At 72.5% G+C, this 17,390-nt stretch carries 14 protein-coding genes and 1 pseudogene; 6 read left to right on the forward strand and 9 right to left on the reverse strand.

Going from position 1 to position 17,390, the window contains the following annotated elements; all coding sequences use genetic code 11:
- Window positions 1–41: 41 nt before the first annotated feature.
- Together sbnA and sbnB are read right to left on the reverse strand one after the other, a co-directional pair.
- Window positions 42–1,061: a 2,3-diaminopropionate biosynthesis protein SbnA gene (gene sbnA, locus ACFV57_RS07060; protein ID WP_385226572.1), complete on the reverse strand. Its 1,020-nt coding sequence runs from the start codon at window positions 1,059–1,061 to the stop codon at window positions 42–44.
- A gap of 48 nt (window positions 1,062–1,109) precedes the next feature.
- A complete protein-coding gene (gene sbnB / locus ACFV57_RS07065) occupies window positions 1,110–2,153 on the reverse strand; it encodes a 2,3-diaminopropionate biosynthesis protein SbnB (RefSeq protein WP_385226574.1) in 1,044 nt (347 codons plus the stop codon).
- Window positions 2,154–2,415: 262 nt separating this feature from the next.
- Here sbnB and ACFV57_RS07070 point away from each other — a divergent pair.
- Window positions 2,416–3,054: pseudogene (locus ACFV57_RS07070) on the forward strand (LuxR C-terminal-related transcriptional regulator); the annotation flags it as partial.
- 112 nt (window positions 3,055–3,166) lie between these two features.
- On the opposite strand, the gene ACFV57_RS07075 reads toward ACFV57_RS07070, so the two are convergent.
- From ACFV57_RS07075 to ACFV57_RS07100, 6 genes are read right to left on the reverse strand one after another with little or no spacing between them, the layout of a single operon-like run.
- Window positions 3,167–3,910, reverse strand: a complete 744-nt coding sequence (locus ACFV57_RS07075) for a 4'-phosphopantetheinyl transferase family protein (RefSeq protein WP_385226576.1) — start codon at window positions 3,908–3,910, stop codon at window positions 3,167–3,169.
- Entirely contained in the window at window positions 3,907–4,752 is an 846-nt protein-coding gene (locus ACFV57_RS07080) for a hypothetical protein (RefSeq protein WP_385226578.1), read from the reverse strand. The genes ACFV57_RS07075 and ACFV57_RS07080 overlap by 4 nt, the downstream gene beginning before the upstream one ends.
- Window positions 4,749–5,015 carry an acyl carrier protein gene (locus ACFV57_RS07085; protein WP_385226580.1) on the reverse strand — a complete coding sequence of 89 codons (267 nt, stop codon included), beginning with the start codon at window positions 5,013–5,015 and terminating at the stop codon, window positions 4,749–4,751. Before ACFV57_RS07085 ends, ACFV57_RS07080 begins: the two co-directional genes overlap by 4 nt.
- Window positions 5,016–5,045: 30 nt before the next feature.
- Entirely contained in the window at window positions 5,046–6,335 is a 1,290-nt protein-coding gene (locus tag ACFV57_RS07090; protein ID WP_385226582.1) for a type III PLP-dependent enzyme, read from the reverse strand.
- Window positions 6,325–7,719, reverse strand: a complete 1,395-nt coding sequence (locus ACFV57_RS07095) for an ATP-grasp domain-containing protein (RefSeq protein ID WP_385226584.1) — start codon at window positions 7,717–7,719, stop codon at window positions 6,325–6,327. The genes ACFV57_RS07090 and ACFV57_RS07095 overlap by 11 nt, the downstream gene beginning before the upstream one ends.
- A 26-nt stretch (window positions 7,720–7,745) precedes the next feature.
- The gene (locus tag ACFV57_RS07100; RefSeq protein WP_385226586.1) at window positions 7,746–8,681 is read right to left on the reverse strand and encodes a 3-oxoacyl-[acyl-carrier-protein] synthase III C-terminal domain-containing protein; all 936 of its coding nucleotides are present in this window, start codon (window positions 8,679–8,681) and stop codon (window positions 7,746–7,748) included.
- A gap of 316 nt (window positions 8,682–8,997) precedes the next feature.
- Here ACFV57_RS07100 and ACFV57_RS07105 point away from each other — a divergent pair, with 316 nt between their 5' ends.
- From ACFV57_RS07105 to ACFV57_RS07120, 4 genes are all read left to right on the forward strand, one after another.
- Window positions 8,998–10,473: an MMPL family transporter gene (locus tag ACFV57_RS07105; RefSeq protein WP_385226588.1), complete on the forward strand. Its 1,476-nt coding sequence runs from the start codon at window positions 8,998–9,000 to the stop codon at window positions 10,471–10,473.
- 97 nt (window positions 10,474–10,570) lie between these two features.
- Window positions 10,571–11,875, forward strand: a complete 1,305-nt coding sequence (locus ACFV57_RS07110; RefSeq protein ID WP_385226590.1) for a sensor domain-containing protein — start codon at window positions 10,571–10,573, stop codon at window positions 11,873–11,875.
- Window positions 11,876–12,038: 163 nt separating this feature from the next.
- A complete protein-coding gene (locus tag ACFV57_RS07115) occupies window positions 12,039–12,650 on the forward strand; it encodes a GNAT family N-acetyltransferase (RefSeq protein ID WP_385226592.1) in 612 nt (203 codons plus the stop codon).
- A 110-nt stretch (window positions 12,651–12,760) separates the two neighbouring features.
- Window positions 12,761–14,905: an MFS transporter gene (locus tag ACFV57_RS07120; RefSeq protein ID WP_385226594.1), complete on the forward strand. Its 2,145-nt coding sequence runs from the start codon at window positions 12,761–12,763 to the stop codon at window positions 14,903–14,905.
- Window positions 14,906–14,937: 32 nt separating this feature from the next.
- Here ACFV57_RS07120 and ACFV57_RS07125 read toward each other — a convergent pair whose 3' ends face one another.
- Window positions 14,938–15,525, reverse strand: a complete 588-nt coding sequence (locus ACFV57_RS07125) for a DUF6344 domain-containing protein (RefSeq protein WP_385226596.1) — start codon at window positions 15,523–15,525, stop codon at window positions 14,938–14,940.
- 394 nt (window positions 15,526–15,919) lie between these two features.
- Between ACFV57_RS07125 and ACFV57_RS07130 the strand changes: the two genes are divergently transcribed.
- On the forward strand, window positions 15,920–17,302 hold the full coding sequence (locus ACFV57_RS07130) for an alkaline phosphatase (RefSeq protein ID WP_385226598.1): 1,383 nt from the start codon (window positions 15,920–15,922) through the stop codon (window positions 17,300–17,302).
- Window positions 17,303–17,390 lie beyond the last annotated feature (88 nt).

Raw genomic sequence — 17,390 nt, forward strand, 5'->3', positions numbered from 1 at the left:
CCGGCGGCCCGGTGCGGGGTGGGGCGTTGCGGCCCGGGGCGTTACGCGGTGGCCGGGGTCGTCTCGGGCAGCCCGTCCAGCTCGGCGAGGTCGTCCAGCTCGGCCAGGTCGTCCGCGTCCAGGCCGTAGATGTCCTGGAGCCACTTCTCCTGGTAGACGGTGTCCAGGTAGTGGTCGCCGAGGTCGGGGGAGATCGCCACGCCGACGATGTCGCGCTCCGGCCGGTTCTCCGCGATCCAGCGCCGGGCGCCGCTGAGCACGGTGCCGGTGGAGCCGCCCAGGACATAGCCGTGCCGGACCAGGCGGTGGCACATGCGCAGCGTGTCGGTCTCGGGGACGTGCACCACGGCGTCCACGTACGACTCGTCGAGGAGCTGCGGCCGGACGCCGGCGCCCAGGCCGGGGATCATGCGCGGGGCCGCCGGGGTGCCGAAGGTGACCGAGCCGACGCTGTCGACGGCGACGACGGTGACCGAGGGCTGGTTCTCGCGGAAGTAGCGGGCGCAGCCCATCAGGGTGCCGGTGGTGCCGGCGCCGATGAACAGGACGTCCAGGTCGGGGAACTGGGCGGCGATCTCGGGCCCGGTGGTGCGGTAGTGGCTCATCCAGTTGCCAAGGTTGGCGTACTGATTCAGCCAGGCGTAGCCGTCGCCGCTCGCGCACAGTTCCCGTACGTACCGGATGCGCGCGCCGAGCAGGCCGCTCTCCGGGTCGGGCTCGGTGATGATGCGTACCTGGGCGCCGAGGTTCTCCATGCGCTGGCGGTTGGCGAGGGTGCAGCGGCTGTCGGTGACGCACACGAAGCCGTAGCCCTTGCTCCTGGCCACCAGGCTCAGCGCGACGCCGAGATTGCCCGACGACGATTCGACGAGGGTCATTCCGGGCCGCAGGGTGCCGTCCCGCTCACCGCGGGCGATCATTTCCACGGCGGCCTTGAGTTTGATCGATCCGGCGAAGTTGAAGCCTTCGCACTTGAGGTAGAGATTCTCTCCGAGGACGCTTTTCAGGTCGACGAAGAGATCCGGCACGTTGAATTCGTGCGGGGCGGATATAACGGGCACGTCCGGTCCTCCCAACCGCAGGCGTGTGGTCCTGTCGCGGGGCAGCGGTTATTTCTTTCCGTGCCGGGACAGTTCGTGGAAGAACCCGTCGACGGCGTGCAGGCCGCCGTCCGCCGCGAGTTCGTCGTAGACGTGCTTGGCGACGGTCAGGTCCAGTACGCCGAGGCCGAAGGGCGAGAAGACGACGGGGCGGTCCCGGGGAATCTTCACCATGCCCGTCATCACGTTGTGCAGGGTGCCGTTGATGAAGTAGCGGTTGCCGACCTCCTGCTCGACGAGGTGCACGGAGGTGTTGGCCTTCATGACGTGCTCGACGTCGTCCACGAAGTTCGAGGACGCCTTGATGACCTCGGGGCCGAGGTCGCGCAGCGAGACGTGCAGCACCACCGGGTTGTGCGCGAACCAGGCGGGGCTGGTGACGTGCGGGGTGCCGGCGACGGTGGCGAAGACGACCAGGTCGCTGTTGCGGATCAGGCTCTCGGCCGAGTCGTGGATCACCGTGCGGGCGGTGCTGCCGGCGTCGCTCAGGTGGCTCTCGAAGCCCGCGGCGTACTCGCTGCTGAGGTCGTGGACGCCGATCTCGTCGAATTCCCAGCCCGTACCGGCCAGATAGGTGTGGATGTAGCGGGCGATCAGGCCGGTGCCGATGAATCCGACGCGCTTCGGGCGGCCGCGCTCGCGGGTGAGCCAGTCGGCGGCCAGCGCCGCGGAGGCCGCCGTGCGCACCGCGCTGATGATGGAGCTCTCCATGCACGCGAACGGATATCCGGTGTCGCGGTCGTTGAGGATGAGCACGGCCGAGGCGCGCGGCAGTCCCGAATCGATGTTCTCGGGAAAGCTGGAAATCCATTTGATGCCGTCGACACCGACCTCGCCGCCCACCGAGGCGGGCAGCGCGATGATGCGCGCCGACGGACGGTCCTCGAATTTGAGGAAGTACGAGGGGGGATTGACGGTGTCGCCGACGCCGTGCACGCGGTAGGCGTAGTCGACGAGGTCGACGATCTGCTTTTCCTGCCCGTGCAGAACTCGGGAGACCTGCTCGCCCGAGACGACGGAGAAGGACGGTACCTCAGTGCCAGAGGAGGGCATGGAAACTCCACCATTGGTCCGGGACTGACGGGGCAGCGCGGGGCGCGGGCGCGTCAGGGGGCATCGGTGCCGGGAAACCACACTTCCCGACTCCACTGACAGTTCGATGACCAGTCGATTACCGCTCCGGCCGTGGGCGGGGTGGCCGAATCCGTCATCGATCCGTCACTGGGACGTCAGGGGCCGGCGGTAAGGTCCGTTTCTCAGAGACGCTGTGTGCGGTGGGCGGCGTCCACGACCGGCTGCCGCGGGGAGGCCCATGATGCGCGTCGTCCTCGGAGAAGACCTGTTCCTCCTGAGGGAGGGCATGGAACGTCTGCTGACGGCCCATGGCTGCACGATCGTCGCGTCCGTCGACAACGCGCCGGAGCTGCTGCGCGCGCTGCTCGACGAGCGCCCCGACGTGGCCATCGTGGACGTACGGCTGCCGCCCACCTTCACCGACGAGGGCATCCAGGTCGCCCTGGAGGCGCGCCGGCAGATCTCCGGACTGCCCGTCCTGGTCCTGTCGCAGTACGTGGAGCAGCTGTACGCCCGCGAACTGCTCGCCGACGGCACGGGATCGGTCGGCTATCTGCTCAAGGACCGGGTCCTCAACAGCGGCCAGTTCATCGAGGCGGTCCGCCGCGTCGCCGACGGCGGCACGGCCATGGACCCCAAGGTCATCGAGCGGCTGCTGCACAACGGGTCGCGCCGCGAGCCCCTGGGCAACCTGACCCAGCGCGAGCTGGAGGTGCTGGGGCTGATGGCGGAGGGCAAGTCCAACGCCGGTATCGCCGAGTCGCTGTTCGTGACGGACAAGGCGATCGGGAAGCACATCAACAACATCTTCAGCAAGCTCCAGCTGCTGCCGTCCAAGGACGACAACCGGCGGGTGCAGGCCGTCCTGACGTACCTCAACAACGACACGTCCCGCGTCGGCGCGCCCTCCAGGCCGGTCCCCGGGGCGGCCTCCGGGGCGGCCTCCGGGCCGTCGTCCCCCGGCGCGCCCGCCGGCCGGGCGGCCAGGGCGCCTAAGGCCCCGCCGCGGCTGCCGCCCGGCGCGTTCGCCACTGCCTGACTTTTACCCGTACGGGACTCGCCCCCGGCCCGGCCGACACGGCGAGCGCCGCCGTGTACCCCTCGCCCGCCGGTACGCCGGTCAGCGACCACCATCCCGGTACGCGCCCTTCGGCGTCCCGCACCACGGCGCCGTCGCGGAGCCCCGGCCCCACCGGCAGCCGCAGCCCGTGCACCATGCGCCCGCCGGCCGCCTTGACCCACGCTTCCTTACGGGTCCACAGCAGCGCGTAGCGCGCGGCCGATTCGTCGTGATCGCGCGCCGCGCGCACATACGCCGCCTCCTCGGGCGGAAACCAGCGCTCGGCCTTCCGGGACCGGTCGGCCGCGCTTACCCGCTCCACGTCGATGCCGACGGCGCGCCGCACGGCAACCGCCAGCAGGGCGAGGCCGCCGGAGTGGGAGAGGTTGAAGCACAGCTCCGGGTGGCCGGCGAGGGCGGGTTTGCCCCAGCGGCCGTGGGTGTAGCAGAGCTGCTGCGGCGGCCTTCCCAGGTACGCGCCGAGGATCGCGCGGGTGGCCCCGTGCGCGATGCGGAAGCGCGCGCGGTCGTCGGGCAGGGCCCGCGCGACGCGCTGCCGCTCGCCGGGGTCGAGCAGGGCGGCCAGGCCGCTGACGTGGTGGGGCGGAGCGGACAGCGGAATCCGCCAGACGTGCACCGTGCCGTCCGGCGGACCTTCCGCATCCGTACCGCTCACGCCGCCGCGGCCCCGAAGTCGACGACGCAGAAGCAGAGTTCGCCGCCCTTCTCCTCGTCGGTGCCCTGCGGCACGTAGTCGGCGAGGACGACCGGGCGCCGCTGTCCGGCGAGGTCCGGCACCCGCTCGGCGAGCAGGGCCCACACGCCGCTGCACGGGAACTCACCAGGCGCGGATTCCACCGTCACACCGGACGGCACGGCGACCAGCTCCGGGTCGAGGCCGCCGCCCACGAAGAGCGACCCCAGCCCGCCGGGCAGCGCCTCGCCCAGCAGGGCGTGGGCGTCCGCACGCGTCAGGCCCCCGTACTGCCGCACCCCGATGGGCGCCCCTGGGCCGTCGGCGGACAGCAGCAGCGCCGCCGCACCGTCCCGGGCGTCCTCGCCCTGCCGGGGCGGACCGGGGTTCGCGGGCGTCGTCGTCTGGTCCATGACCGCGACCAGGGCGCGCCCGGCCCGGCCGTCGGCGGCGTACTGACCGGCCAGCCGCAGCGCCGTGTACGGCGCCGCGTCGCCCTGGTCGCACAGGGCGAAGCCCGGCGGCGTGCCCGGCAGCGCGTCGGTCAGGTACGAGACGCCCGAGACGCGGGGTTCGAAGTCCGGCACGTCCGAGGCGACGACGACCAGGTCGAAGGGGTCCGGCTGCGGCGGCAGCGCGTCGAGCAGGCCCCGCGCCAGGTCGGAGAACGTGTTGCGGTTGGCGCGCTCGAAGCGCTCCTGGTCGAAGACGGTGCCGTACAGCTGCGCCATGTCGGAGTAGATCCGGACCAGGTAGGGGTCGGCGGGGGCGGGCGGCCGGCCGTCGAAGGCGCGGTGCGCCGCCCCCGTGAGGCGCAGGGTCACTGTGCGGCGGCCACGTAGTCGGCCAGCGTGCGGACGGTGGCGAAGTGGCTCATCTCCAGTTCCTCGGTGTCGAACTCGACGTCGAAGACCTCTTCGAGGCGCATCAGCAGGTCGAGGACGCCGGTGGAGTCCAGGCCGTAGTCGTCGAAGAGCTTGGCGTCGGGGCCGAGGTCGGGCAGCTCGCGCTCCAGCACGTCGCCGAGCGCCTCGCGGACGGCGGTGATCGTCTGGTCCTGGGCGGTGCTCTCAGCGGTCTGCGGCATGTCGGTGTCTCCTTGCGGGGGTCGGTCGGGTCAGTTGGCGTCGGAGGCGGGCGCCTCGTCCGTGTACAGGCGCTGGCGCCGCAGCAGGTCCTCGGGGTGCTCGCGCTCGCCGATCAGGTGGTCGCGGCCGCCGGTCACCAGCACCTCGGCCGGGTAGCCGTGGCTGAGGAAGTGCACCGGCGAGGCGGTCGGCCCGTACGCGCCGGAGCGCAGGACGCCGATGAGGTCGCCCGGCCGCAGCGGCGGCAGCTGGACCTTCTTGCCGAGGGTGTCGTTGGGGGTGCAGAGCGGGCCGGTGATGTTCCAGCTCTCCGTCTCCCCCTCGTCGGCGCGGTCGAGCAGCCGGATGGGGAAGTTGCGCTTGACGAAGGAGCCGATGCCGACGGCCGCCATGTGGTGGTTGGTACCGCCGTCGACCACCGCGAAGTTCTCGTGCATCGAGGTCTTCACGTACCGCACGCGCGAGACGTAGGTGCCGTACGGGGCGGTCAGGTAGCGGCCCAGCTCGTTGATCAGCCGGGTGCCGGGGTGGCGGGCGGCGAACTCCTCGACGACCGGGTTGAGCAGCGCGGTCAGCCGCTCCTGGTCGAGGTCGCGCTCCCCGTCGAAGTACGCGACGCCGAAGCCGCCGCCGAAGTCGACCAGGTCCAGGGCGAAGCCGAGCTTCTCCGACAGCCGCTCGGCGAGGTCGAAGATGCGGCCGGTGTTCTCGGCCACCACCTCCTCGGCGAGGATGCGGGTGCCCATGTAGACCTGTACGCCCATCAGGCGGACGTTGGCGTGCCGCCCGGCCAGGTCGGACTGGTCGAACAGGACGGTCTCGTCGATGCCGAACTGGCGCGGCTTGCCGCCCATGGTCAGGCCGGAGCCCTTGACCGCGAAGCTGGGGTTGACGCGCAGCGCGACCGGGGCGGTCACCCCGCGCTCGCGGGCCAGCTCGTCGATGATCTCCAGTTCGCCGAGCGACTCGCAGACGATGGCGTAGATGCCCTCGTCCAGGCAGGCGGCGATCTCGGCGCGACTCTTGCCCGGCCCCAGGAAGATGATGTCGCGCGGCGCGATGCCCGCCCGGCGCGCGGTGACCAGCTCCGTCATGGAGGAGATCTCGGCGCGGGCGCCCTCGGCGCCGAGCAGGGCGCAGATGGAGACGTTCGGGTTCGCCTTGAGGGAGAAGAAGATCTCCGCGCGCGGGTGCAGGCGTTCGCGCAGCGAGCGGAAGTTCGCGGCGAGCGCGTCGCCGTCGTACACGTACATCGGCGTGCCGTGGCGCTCGGCCAGCTCGGTGATGCCGATGCCCTGGATCTCGAACTCAGCCGGCATGGACGGCTCCTTCCGTCACCGCGGCCAGCCGGGCGGTGATCTCGGTGTCGATCGCGTTGACCTGGTCCGCGGTGTCGCCCACGACCAGGCCGTACAGTCGCCCGTCGGCGGTGGCGCCGGGCTCCGCGAGGGTCTGCACGGCGGCGTTGACGGTGGCGTAGTTGTTGACGAGCAGCCCGGCGCCGTCGGGCCGCTCCAGCAGCAGCCCGTCGAGTGTGCGGCGCAGCTCGTCGAAGGGCAGCGGCGCGCTCAGCTTGAGCGGGTAGTGCCGGGCGAGGGCGATGCGGCCCTCGCCGACGAATGCTTCCTGCAGCCGGACCTGGTACGTGGACATGTTGTTGCGGGCGTTGATCTCGATGACCGGGAAGACCGTGCCGTCCGGCAGCAGCAGGGCGTCCATGCCCGCGACGCCGAAGTAGCCGTCGGCGGCGAGGCGGGCGCCGATGCGCAGACCGGCGTCGGTGATCTCGTCGAGCTGGGCGGGGGTGAGGCGGGCGGGCATCCGGTGGCCCTTGTGCGTGCCGTTCTCGGTGATCGCTTCCTTGACGAAGTCGAACCGCACCGAGCCGTCCCGGCCGACCGTGACCTGGTAGTTCAGGTCGGTCTGCTTGGTCACCCACTCTTCGAGGACCAGCCCGGCCCGGTCGCTGCCGGCCGCCTCGGCGCGGGCGAGCACCATCCGGTGCACCCGGTCGAGCCGCCGCTCGCTCTCGATGACCATGATGCCCTTGCCGGACACGCCGTAGGCGTCCTTGAGGACCAGCTTGCGTCCCTGCGTGAGCAGTTCGCGGGCCTCCTCGACGGCCCGCGTCAGCTCGACGACGGTGTCGCACGCCCAGCCCTGCGCCTGCCGGATGCCCAGCTCGTCGGCGACCCGGCGGCTGTAGATCTTGCTGTTGACGTCCTTGCACACCGCGGCCGTCGGGTGGGCGAGCGGCAGCCCCGTACGCTCCGCGAGCTGCTCCTCGACGCCGGAGACGCCGTGTGCGTACAGCATCAGCCCCGCGCCGGCCCGCGCCAGTTCGGCGTGCAGCGCGGTGTCGGCCAGCGCGTCCTGGGAGACCGTGCGCGCCGGATCGGACTCGGTGACGACGTGCACGGTGGGCAGTGCCAGGCCCAGGCCGCGCAGGTACGCCAGGTAGCCGGCGTCCGGGTGCGCCTTGAGGACGACGTGGTCGCCCTCGCCTGCCAGCAGCATGGCGAACTCGTCCATCGAGTTCACCACGGCGCCGCCGCCGGTGAAGCCCATGCGCGGCAGGCCGGGTTCGCCGACCGCCCACTGTTCCTCGACCTCGAAGTTGCCGAGGAAGACGAAGCCCGCCGTCCCGTCCCCGGCCACGGCCGCCTTCAGACGGGCGGTGAAGCCCGGCAGCAACGATTCCATGATGTCCCCTCGCCCGGTGTGGCCGGTCAGTGCTCGACGACCATCGCCGAGAATGTCGCGCCGAGTCCGACGGCGGTCAGCAGATACCGCGCGCCGGGGCGCAACCGGCCGAGCTGCCCGGCCGTCCCGTAGTTGATGAAAGGGTCCGCGCTGAAGCAGTGTCCGGTCACCGGGATGTTGTCCAGAAAAATGCGTTCCACAGGAAGTTCGAGCCGGTCGGCGACCGCTTTCCAGGAAATGGTGTTGACGCTGTGCGGAATGACCAGATCGATATCGCCGAGCGTGATCCCGGCATTTTCACAGGCCGCCAGCATCACGTCGCCGAGCGCCGTCGGATAGAGCTTGTTGAACTCCGCGGACGACGCCAGGCCGGTCACGACCTCGTCGTGATAGCTGCCGTGCAGCCGCACGGCCCGGCCGAGCACCCGGTCCCCGTCCGCCGCCCCGCCCTCGCGCACCAGTACGGCCGCCGCCGCCTCGCCGCCGATGTTGCTGCGCGGTACGCACCGGGCGACGGGCGTGAAGGTCTTCTCGCCGGTCAGCAGCAGCGCCAGCGCGTCCGGGTCGCCGTCGGCCGCCAGCAGCCGGCCGCACAGGTCGACCGCCTGCAGACCGCTGGCGCAGGCCTGGCCCGTCACCGCGAAAGCGGTGGCGTTGGGCAGGCCCAGCTCCTCGGCGACGCGCCGCAGGGCGCTGGTAGGGTTCGGCCTGCTGTTGGGGAAGGTACGGGCCTGTACGACGTACCGGACCCGCTCCTCCTGCCCGCGCAGCGCGTCGAGCTTGTCCGCCGCGGCGAGCAGCAGTCCCTCCTCGTCACGCTCCGGGTCCCGGCACACCGCGGACAGCCCGTAAAAGCGCTGGAAGCGGCGGACCATCCCCTCGTCGAGCGGGGAATCCTCCCGGAGTTCGGCGATCGGCACGCTCGGGGGGAGGTACGTTGAAACAGCTGCGAATGATGTCATCCGGCCGCTCCGGAAAGTCTCGGCACGCGCGCGCTCCCCGTCTGTTTGTCTATTCCAGCGATGCGCTTTCCGGGCCAGTCTGGCCAATTGTGCTGACAGTCCAGTGACCGGTTGATGACGGACCCGGCGTACGCGGGCGCGTACTGCTGAAATGGCCGAAGTCCGGTAGTGCTAGCACTACTTCCGCAGGCGTCCTAGTACCTGTGCGCGCCCCGGGCCGCACACCCGAGCATGGACAACGCCTTTCCCGGCCCGGCCTTTCGGCCCCGGGAGGGGACCCGGGACCCGGGTGAGGACCGAACAGAGAGGTGGACCGGTGGGTGTGACGGGCCTGAAGGCGGCCGTGGGCAGGGTGGCGGGCTGGAGCGCGGGGCATCCGTGGCCGGCCCTGGCCCTGTGGCTGGTGGTCGTCGCGGTGTCCACGGCGGGCGGGGCCCTGGCCCTGCGCACCCCGGCCGGGGAACTGTTCGCCGCCGACTCCACCGGCCGGCGCCTGCTCTGGTACGCCCTGGCCGGCTGCGCCGCGGTCCTGCTGCTGCTCGTCGCGCTGCTCGCGGCGATCACCCCGGCGGTGGTCGCGCTGCTGGTCAGCCTCAGCGCCGTCGCGGTCGCCACCAGCTGGTGGAGCGTGGTGGCCCGGCTGTTACCCGAGCAGTGTCCGTCCACCTCCGTCCTCGCCCTGGTCGCCGTACTGGGCACGGCGCTCGGCATCACGTACTGCCTGCTCTACCTGTGGGTCGAGCGGCAGGCCCGGCGGCACGGCGCGCGGCGCCCGCACGTCGCCCGCACGGCCGCCGCCTCCAGCCGGGCGGTCCTGCTCTCCAGCCTGGTGACGATCGCGGTGGTCAGCGGGCTCTTCGTGTCGGGGGACGCGATGCTGTCGGCGGTCGCGGTCGGTGTGATCCTCACCGTCGCCGCGGTGATGCTGGCCTCGGTCACCGCGCTGCCCGCGGTGACCGCCCGCTTCGGACGGCGGCTGGGCTGGCCCCGGCTGCCGGTGCTGTGGCGGCTGACCTACCGGCTCGGCCCGCCGCGGCTGTGGCCGCTGCTGCTGCGGCCCGGCACCCGGCGCCCCGGCTGGACCCTGGCGGCCTCGGTGGCGCTGCTCGCCGTGCTCGCCCTGCCGCTGGCGTGGTGGCGCCCGGAACTCCCCGGCCAGCCGGCCACGCTGCTGCACGCCGCCGAAGCCGCCCGCGCGCACGGCGTCCCGGCGGCGACCATCGTCGCGGTGATCGCGTCCACCGTCCTGCTGGGCTTCGCCGCGCTGACCGCGGCGTTCCGGTCCGCGCCCGCGGCCGTCGCCGTGACGGTCCCCGGCGCCCTGGCCGCCGCGGCGGCGTGCGGCACCGCGACGCTGATCCTGCGGACGTGGAAGCCCCACCAGGCCCCCGGCTCCTGGGGGCACAGCACCCCCGCCGCCTGGGCCCCGCTGCTCAGCTTCGCCCTGGCGCTCGCCGTGTCGGTCCTGCTGCTGCGCCACGTCGTCCTGCGGATCGCCGAACTGCGGAGCACCGGCATGTCCCCACGGGAGGCCACGGCCCGCGCGGTCACCTCCACATCGGACGGCGTGTCCGTCACCGCCGTCATCATGTGCACCATCTTCCTGCTCGCCGAGCGCACCGGCTCGGTCGAAGTGGGGCGGCTGAGCATCGTCCTGGCGTGCGCCGTGGTGCTGACGGCCACCGTCGTACGGGCGTTGACGCTGCCCGCGCTGGCCGTGCTGCTGACCGGCACCCGGTTCTGGGCGCGCAACGCCGGGCGGCACCCGGGGCATTCCCTCCCTCAGAAGTAGGCCTAACACCACTGATTCCCGGCGCCATGCGTCGGACGATGGACACGCACGACGCCGGGACGACCCTGCACCGAGCACAGACACGGAGACGAGTGAGATGTCCGAACATTCGAAGAGCGCCGCACAGGGTGCGCGTCAGGGACGCAACTGGTTCACCGCCGGCTGGATAGCCATGGGCCGCGGACTGACCATGTTCTTCCTCGGTCTGCTGGCCGTCTTCCTCGCCTGGTTCGCCCTCGTCGGCATGTCCCTGACGCTCCTCGGCTTCGGCCTCTTCCTCGTCCCGGGCCTGATCGCGGCGCTGCGCTGGTCCGCCAACACCCAGCGCCGCCTGACCGGGAAGAGCGGCGTGAGCATCGCCGAACCGTATCCGCCCACGCCCCGTACGGAGGGCGGCTGGAAGGGCGCCTGGCGCAAGTGCGAGGCGATCTTCACGGACAGCGCGACCTGGCGCGACATGCTGTGGGCCCAGTGCGCGGTCACCGTCACCGGCCTCTTCGCGATCATCCCCTTCGCGATGCTCGCGCACGGCCTCTTCGGCATGGTGCTGCCGTTCATCTGGGAGCCGGTGATCGAGGCCTGGGACGGCACCTGGTACATGTTCGTGCCGGTACGCAGCCAGGACTCCGCCTGGATCGCCGGCGGCCTCGGCCTGCTCGAAATCCCCATCGGCCTGCTGATCGCCCCGTACGTGCTGCGCCTGCACGCCCGCATCACCCACTCGCTGCTCGCGCCCACCGCCAAGGCGCGGATGGGGCTGCGCGTCGAGCACCTCTCCCGCACCCGCACCGACGTCGTCGACTCCTCCGCCGCCGAGATCCGCCGCATCGAGCGCGACCTGCACGACGGCGCGCAGGCCCGGCTGCTGGCCATGGGCATGAAGCTGGGCGCCGCCGAATCGCTCCTGGACGAGAACCCCGAAGCCGTCCGCACGCTGCTGGCCGAGACCCGCGACGCCTCCGTACGCGCCCTGGAGGAGCTGCGGGACCTCGTACGGGGCATCCACCCGCCGGTGCTCGCCGACCGCGGCCTCGTGGACGCGGTCCGCTCGCTCGCGCTGGAGAGCCGCCTCCAGGTCCAGGTCACCGCGAACCTGCCGTCCCGCCCGGAGCCGGCCGTGGAGTCCGCCGCGTACTTCGCCGTGTGCGAGCTGCTGGCCAACGCGACGAAGCACTCCGGCGCGCGCCGTGTCCTGGTCGACATCCAGTACCGGGCCAACGCGCTGGCGATGAGCGTCACCGACGACGGCAACGGCGGCGCGGGCCTGGAGTCCGGCAGCGGTCTCCAGGGCATCCAGCGGCGGCTGGCCGCCTTCGACGGCACCCTCGGCATCAGCAGCCCGGTCGGCGGCCCCACGACCGTCAGTCTTCAGGTCCCCTGCACCCTGACGGTCATGCCCTGACCTCGTACCACCGCACGCCGGGCCCGGGTCGGTCGCCGACCCGGGCCCCGTGCGTTCCGGGGACGGCCCGGGCATGTCCGGAATGCGGGGCCCGAAGACCCGCGGCCGGTCCTCGTCCGCAATTCGCTTGCCAAGCCCGTGCCGGCTGTCCTTACCTGAGCCGGTGACCCCCGAAACCCCCGAAACCCCCGCAGTCCGGCCCGCCACCCGCGACGACCTGCCCCGCGTCCTGCGCACGCTGGACCGGGCGTTCACCGACTACGCCTTCACCCGGCACACCATCGCGGCCGACGGCCACGCCGCCCGCCTGCGCCGTTTCAACGAGCTGTTCGTCACCCGCGTCGGCTTCGCCCACGGACGGGTCTGGGTGGCCGACGACGGGGACGCGGTGGCCGTGTGGACCTCCCCCGAGACCGCGGCGGCGGGGGACGTCTTCGCCGAACTGGCGCCGCGGTTCGCGGAGATCGCCGGGGACCGGGCCGAGGCGTCCGGGCGGGCCGAGGAGGCCATGGCCGTACACCGCCCCACCGGGCCCGTGTGGTTCCTCGGCTCGCTGGGCGTCGATCCCGGCCGCCAGGGCCGGGGGCTGGGGGCCGCGGTGGTCCGCCCCGGCCTCGAAGCCGCCGCCGCCGCGGGCCTGCCGGCCTTCCTGGAGACGTCCGAGGAACGCAACCTGCGCTTCTACGAGCGCCTCGGCTTCCGGGTGACGGCCGGCTACCGGCTCCCGGACGGCGGTCCCCCCACCTGGGCCATGACGCGCGATCCGGAAGCCTGACCCGCCCGCCGCCGGGCGCCCTTGTGGTCACTGTTCAGGGGGCGTTGGAATGTCCACGTCGGCAAAAGCGTTCAAGGGGCATTCACTTGCACCGACCGGAGGCCGCACGTATGCCGCAGACGACGGACCAGCGCGCCGGGGAACCGGCGCCCACCGCCGCGCATCCCCAGCCCGATCCCACCGACCCAGCCCCCGAAACCCACCGGCGGGCCCGGCGGACCGGAAGCGGTGCCGTCGTCCCCGTACTCGCCTTCTCCGGCATCGTCGTCGCCGTCATGCAGACGATGCTCGTCCCCGTCATCAAGGACCTGCCGACGCTCCTGGCCACCGCCCCGAGCAACGCCACCTGGATCATGACGGCCACCCTGCTCACGGGCGCCGTCGCCACGCCCATCATGGGCCGCCTCGGCGACCTCTACGGCAAGCGCCGGATGCTGCTGGCGAGCCTGGCCTTCATGGTCGTCGGCTCGCTGATCTGCGGCGTCACGGTTGACATGACCACGATGCTGGTGGGCCGGGCGCTCCAGGGCTTCGCCATGGGCGCCATCCCGCTCGGCATCGGCATCATGCGCGACGAGCTGCCGCGCGAACGCCTGGGCTCGGCCATGGCCCTGATGAGCTCCTCCATCGGCGTCGGCGGCGGACTCGCGCTGCCCGCCGCGTCCCTGGTCGCCCAGCAGGCCGACTGGCACGCGCTGTTCTTCGGCTCCGCCGGCCTGGGCGTGCTGGCCATGCTGCTCAGCCTCGCCTTCGTACCCGAGACCTCCGTACGGGCCACCGGCCGGTTCGACGTCATCGGCGCGGTCGGGCTGACCGCCGGACTGGTCTGCCTGCTGCTGCCGATCACCAAGGGCAGCGACTGGGGCTGGGGCTCGCCCACCACCCTCGGCCTCTTCGGCGGCGCCCTCGCCCTCCTGGTCCTGTGGGGCGTCTTCGAACTGCGCATCGCCGCGCCCCTGGTGGACCTGCGCACCACCGCACGCCGCGAGGTGCTGCTGACCAACCTCACGTCCATCATGGTCGGCGTCGCCTTCTACGCGATCTCCCTGGTCCTGCCGCAGCTCCTCCAGCTCCCGGCGTCCACCGGCTACGGCCTGGGCCAGTCGATGGTGGTGGCGGGCCTGTGCGTGGCCCCGCTCGGCCTGACGATGATGCTCACCGCGCCCGTGTACGCGCGCATATCCGCCCGGCGCGGCCCCAAGACGACCCTCATGCTGGGCATGCTGATCATCGCCATCGGCTACGGCGCCGGAATGGGCCTGATGAGCGCCGCCTGGCAGACCGTGATCATCTCGGTGATCGTCGGCGCGGGCATCGGCCTGGCCTACTCCTCGCTGCCCGCTCTGATCGTCGGCGCCGTCGACCCGTCCGAGACCAGCGCCGCCAACGGTCTGAACACCCTGATGCGCTCGATCGGCACCTCCGTGTCGAGCGCCGTCATCGGCATGGTGCTGGCCCATATGTCCGCACCGGCCGGCGCGGTCCCGGTACCGACCATGGCCGGGTTCCGCGTCTCGTTCGCCATCGCCACCGGCGCGGTCGCCGTCGGTCTCCTGCTGGCGGCGTTCCTCCCGTCCCAGCGCGCCGCGTCGCGGCCGCAGCTGCTCGCGCGGAGCGGGGCCGAAGACGGGGAATTCGAACTGGTCGCCCCGGAAGACAGGCAACAAGCGGACACCGGCGCCACCACGCCCGTGCCCGCTCTCGTCACTCCTTCACCTCAGCCCGGCGCGCGCCGCGTACACGGCACCCTGCTCGGCGGCACCGACGGCACGCCGCTCGACGGCGCCCGCATCGTCCTCACCGACGCACACGGCGCAGTCGTGGCCACCACGACGGCCGATACACAGGGCGACTGGGAACTGACCCGGCTCCCCACCGGGGACCACACCCTGGTCCTGAGCGCCGACGGCCACCGGCCGCTCGCACGCCCGCTGCCGTCCTCCGGCACGTCCGCCCGTCAGGATGCCCGGCTCGCCCCGGCCGCCGCGGTCCGCGGCACCGTACGGGACCCGCACGGGCGCCCGCTGCCGGACGCCACCGTCACTCTCCGGGATCAGGACGGCTCAACCGCCGTACACACCCGCACCGGCCCGGACGGCACCTTCGCCTTCACCGGACTCGCGGGCGGCGCCTACACCCTGACGGCCGCCGGCTACCCGCCGCACGCCGACCGGGTCACGCTCGCCCCCGGTGACGGGGAACGCCGTCTCGATCTCGACCTCACCCACGAGGCCGCCGGGAGGCCGCTGCCGTAGGCCGTTTGACACGGCCCGTTGACGCGGCCCGCTCAGGCAGGGCACGGGACGCGCTCGGGGCGACGGGCCGCCGGAACCGCCGCGCGGGGCGACGGCACCGTGGCCGCGCGGGCCGGAGGCGCGCCCACCGGGCCGGTGTACGGGGCGTCGAAGGCGTCGGACTGCACGCTGCGGGAACTGGGCGCCGCGCCGTGTGCCTCGGCGCGGATGCGCTGCTTCATCGTCGGCGGCAGGGTCCGCCCGTACAGCATCCGGGGGCCGGCGAACAGCGGTGATGCCGACGGGTACGCGAAGTCCCGCCAGTCGTCCGGGCTTTCGGCGGCGTCGTACGCCGTGTCCGTCCTGCCGCCCCGCGGTGGCGCGGGCGCCTCCCCCGCCCCGGTCCCGGCGGCGGGCGCCGCGGCCGTACCGTACGTCTCCCCCTCGGCCGCGGCGGGGGCCGGGGCGGGGGCCGTGGTGGGGGCCGTGGTGGGGGCCGTGGTGGGGTCCGTGGTGGGATCCGTGGTGGGGTCCGTGGTGGGGTCCGTGGTGGCGGCGGTGCGGAAGCCCAGTGCGGCGAGGCACTTGAGGACGATGACGACGAAGGCGGTCCAGAGTCTCGTGACCTTGGTGGCGGCCATGATCCCTCTCTTCTCTGCTCGGTCCTGCGGTGGTTCGGGGGGCCTCGGTGCGGCGCCGCGGTGAAGCGGTGGCGCGGCGTCGCGGAGACGCTTGTCCCGATGACCGATTTGCGTACTTTCCTCATGATGGGAAGTCACCCCGGGAACACGAGGACCCACGGCCGCGATTCGCCGTTCTTCTGATGAACACCACCCGGTCGGCGGCATCCGCGCCCGGCCGCGGACACCGCCGCGGCACTCCCGCGGCACCCGCGCGACACCCTGCGCCCGTGAGGGTGCGTCCCCCGTTGGGGTTGCGGCGGCCAAGACGCCGTGCGGTGGTCACCCGTGGTTCACCGGGGGCTGGTGGGCTTCGCTGCGTCGGCATCCGGCCGGCGTACGAAGAGGAGATCTCATGCGAAGACTGCGCCTGTCCCGCCGCGGCGTCATCACCGGTGCCGCCGTGGTGCTCGCCACCGCCGCGGCCGTGCCCGCGGGGGCCGCCGCTTTCGGGTCCGAGGACCAGGCGGAGCGGGCCGTACGGGGCGGAGCGGCGAAGAACGTCATCCTGCTGATCGGCGACGGGATGGGCGACAGCGAGATCACCCTCGCCCGGGACTACACCGTGGGCGCCGCCGGCCGGCTGAACATGGACCGGTTCCCGATGACCGGCGCGTACACCACGTACGCCGTCGACAAGCACAGGAAGCCGGACTACGTCACGGACTCCGCGGCCAGCGGCAGCGGCTGGGCCACCGGGCAGAAGACCGTCAACGGCCGCATCTCCAAGACGCCGGACACCGACAAGGCACTGCCCACGATCCTGGAACTGGCGCAGAAGAACGGTTACGCCACCGGTTCCGTCACCACCGCCGAGCTGACCGACGCCACCCCGGCCGTGCTCGCCTCGCACGCCACCGACCGCAGCTGCCAGGGCCCGGCCGACATGGCCAAGTGCCCCGCCGACACCATCGCCAAGGGCGGCCCCGGCTCGATCGCCGAGCAGAGCGTGAACCACAAGGTGGACGTGCTCCTCGGCGGCGGCAAGCAGCGCTTCGACCAGAAGATCACCGAAGGCCCGTACAAGGGTCTGACGGTCGCCGAGCAGGCCCGCAAGCTGGGCTACCAGGTCGTCACGGACCGGGACGCGCTCAAGCGCGTCCGGAGCGTCGCGGGCGGCAAGCCGGTGCTCGGCCTCTTCGCGCCGGGCAACGTGCCCGTCGAGTGGACCGGCAAGCCCGCCGCCGTCGGCGGCACCGACCCGCAGCGCTGCACGACCTCCAACCCGCAGCGGCCCGCGGGCACGCCCGCCCTCGACGAGCAGGCGGCCAAGGCGATCCAGCTGCTGGAGAAGAAGCAGAAGGCGCAGCGCGGCCACGGCCGGGGCAAGGGCTTCTTCCTCCAGGTCGAGGGCGCCTCGATCGACAAGCAGGACCACGCGGCCGACCCGTGCGGGCAGATCGGCGAGACCGCGGCGTTCGACCGCGCGGTGAAGGTGGCCCGGGACTACGCCGCCAAGCACCCCGACACGCTCGTGGTCACCACCGCCGACCACGGCCACTCCAGCCAGATCGTGCCGCTGGAGGCCAGCCCGCCCGGCCTCTCCTCGACGCTCGTCACCGACGAGGGCGGCAAGCTGAAGGTCAACTACTCCACGAACACGCCGGGCAAGTCCCAGGAGCACACCGGTACGCAGGTCCGGATCGCCGCGCAGGGCCCGCAGGCGTACCGCGTGCTCGGCGTCACCGACCAGACGCAGCTGTTCACCACGCTGCGCACGGCGCTGCGGCTGCGCTGAGGACGGCAGCGGGCAGGACCGCCTGAACGGCCCGAGGGGGGCTTTCGGGGGAACGGGGGGATGCGGAGGGCCGGGGCCGGTGCCCCGG

This window comes from Streptomyces sp. NPDC059788, assembly GCF_042732265.1.
Classification (GTDB): domain Bacteria; phylum Actinomycetota; class Actinomycetes; order Streptomycetales; family Streptomycetaceae; genus Streptomyces.

Coding starts and splice junctions, on each gene's coding strand:
- sbnB (WP_385226574.1), bottom strand. CDS start 2,153: ATGCCCTCCTCTGGCACTGAGGTACCGTCCTTCTCCGTCGTCTCGGGC.
- ACFV57_RS07085 (WP_385226580.1), bottom strand. CDS start 5,015: ATGCCGCAGACCGCTGAGAGCACCGCCCAGGACCAGACGATCACCGCC.
- ACFV57_RS07090 (WP_385226582.1), bottom strand. CDS start 6,335: ATGCCGGCTGAGTTCGAGATCCAGGGCATCGGCATCACCGAGCTGGCC.
- ACFV57_RS07095 (WP_385226584.1), bottom strand. CDS start 7,719: ATGGAATCGTTGCTGCCGGGCTTCACCGCCCGTCTGAAGGCGGCCGTG.
- ACFV57_RS07100 (WP_385226586.1), bottom strand. CDS start 8,681: ATGACATCATTCGCAGCTGTTTCAACGTACCTCCCCCCGAGCGTGCCG.
- ACFV57_RS07110 (WP_385226590.1), top strand. CDS start 10,571: ATGTCCGAACATTCGAAGAGCGCCGCACAGGGTGCGCGTCAGGGACGC.
- ACFV57_RS07120 (WP_385226594.1), top strand. CDS start 12,761: ATGCCGCAGACGACGGACCAGCGCGCCGGGGAACCGGCGCCCACCGCC.
- ACFV57_RS07125 (WP_385226596.1), bottom strand. CDS start 15,525: ATGGCCGCCACCAAGGTCACGAGACTCTGGACCGCCTTCGTCGTCATC.
- ACFV57_RS07130 (WP_385226598.1), top strand. CDS start 15,920: ATGCGAAGACTGCGCCTGTCCCGCCGCGGCGTCATCACCGGTGCCGCC.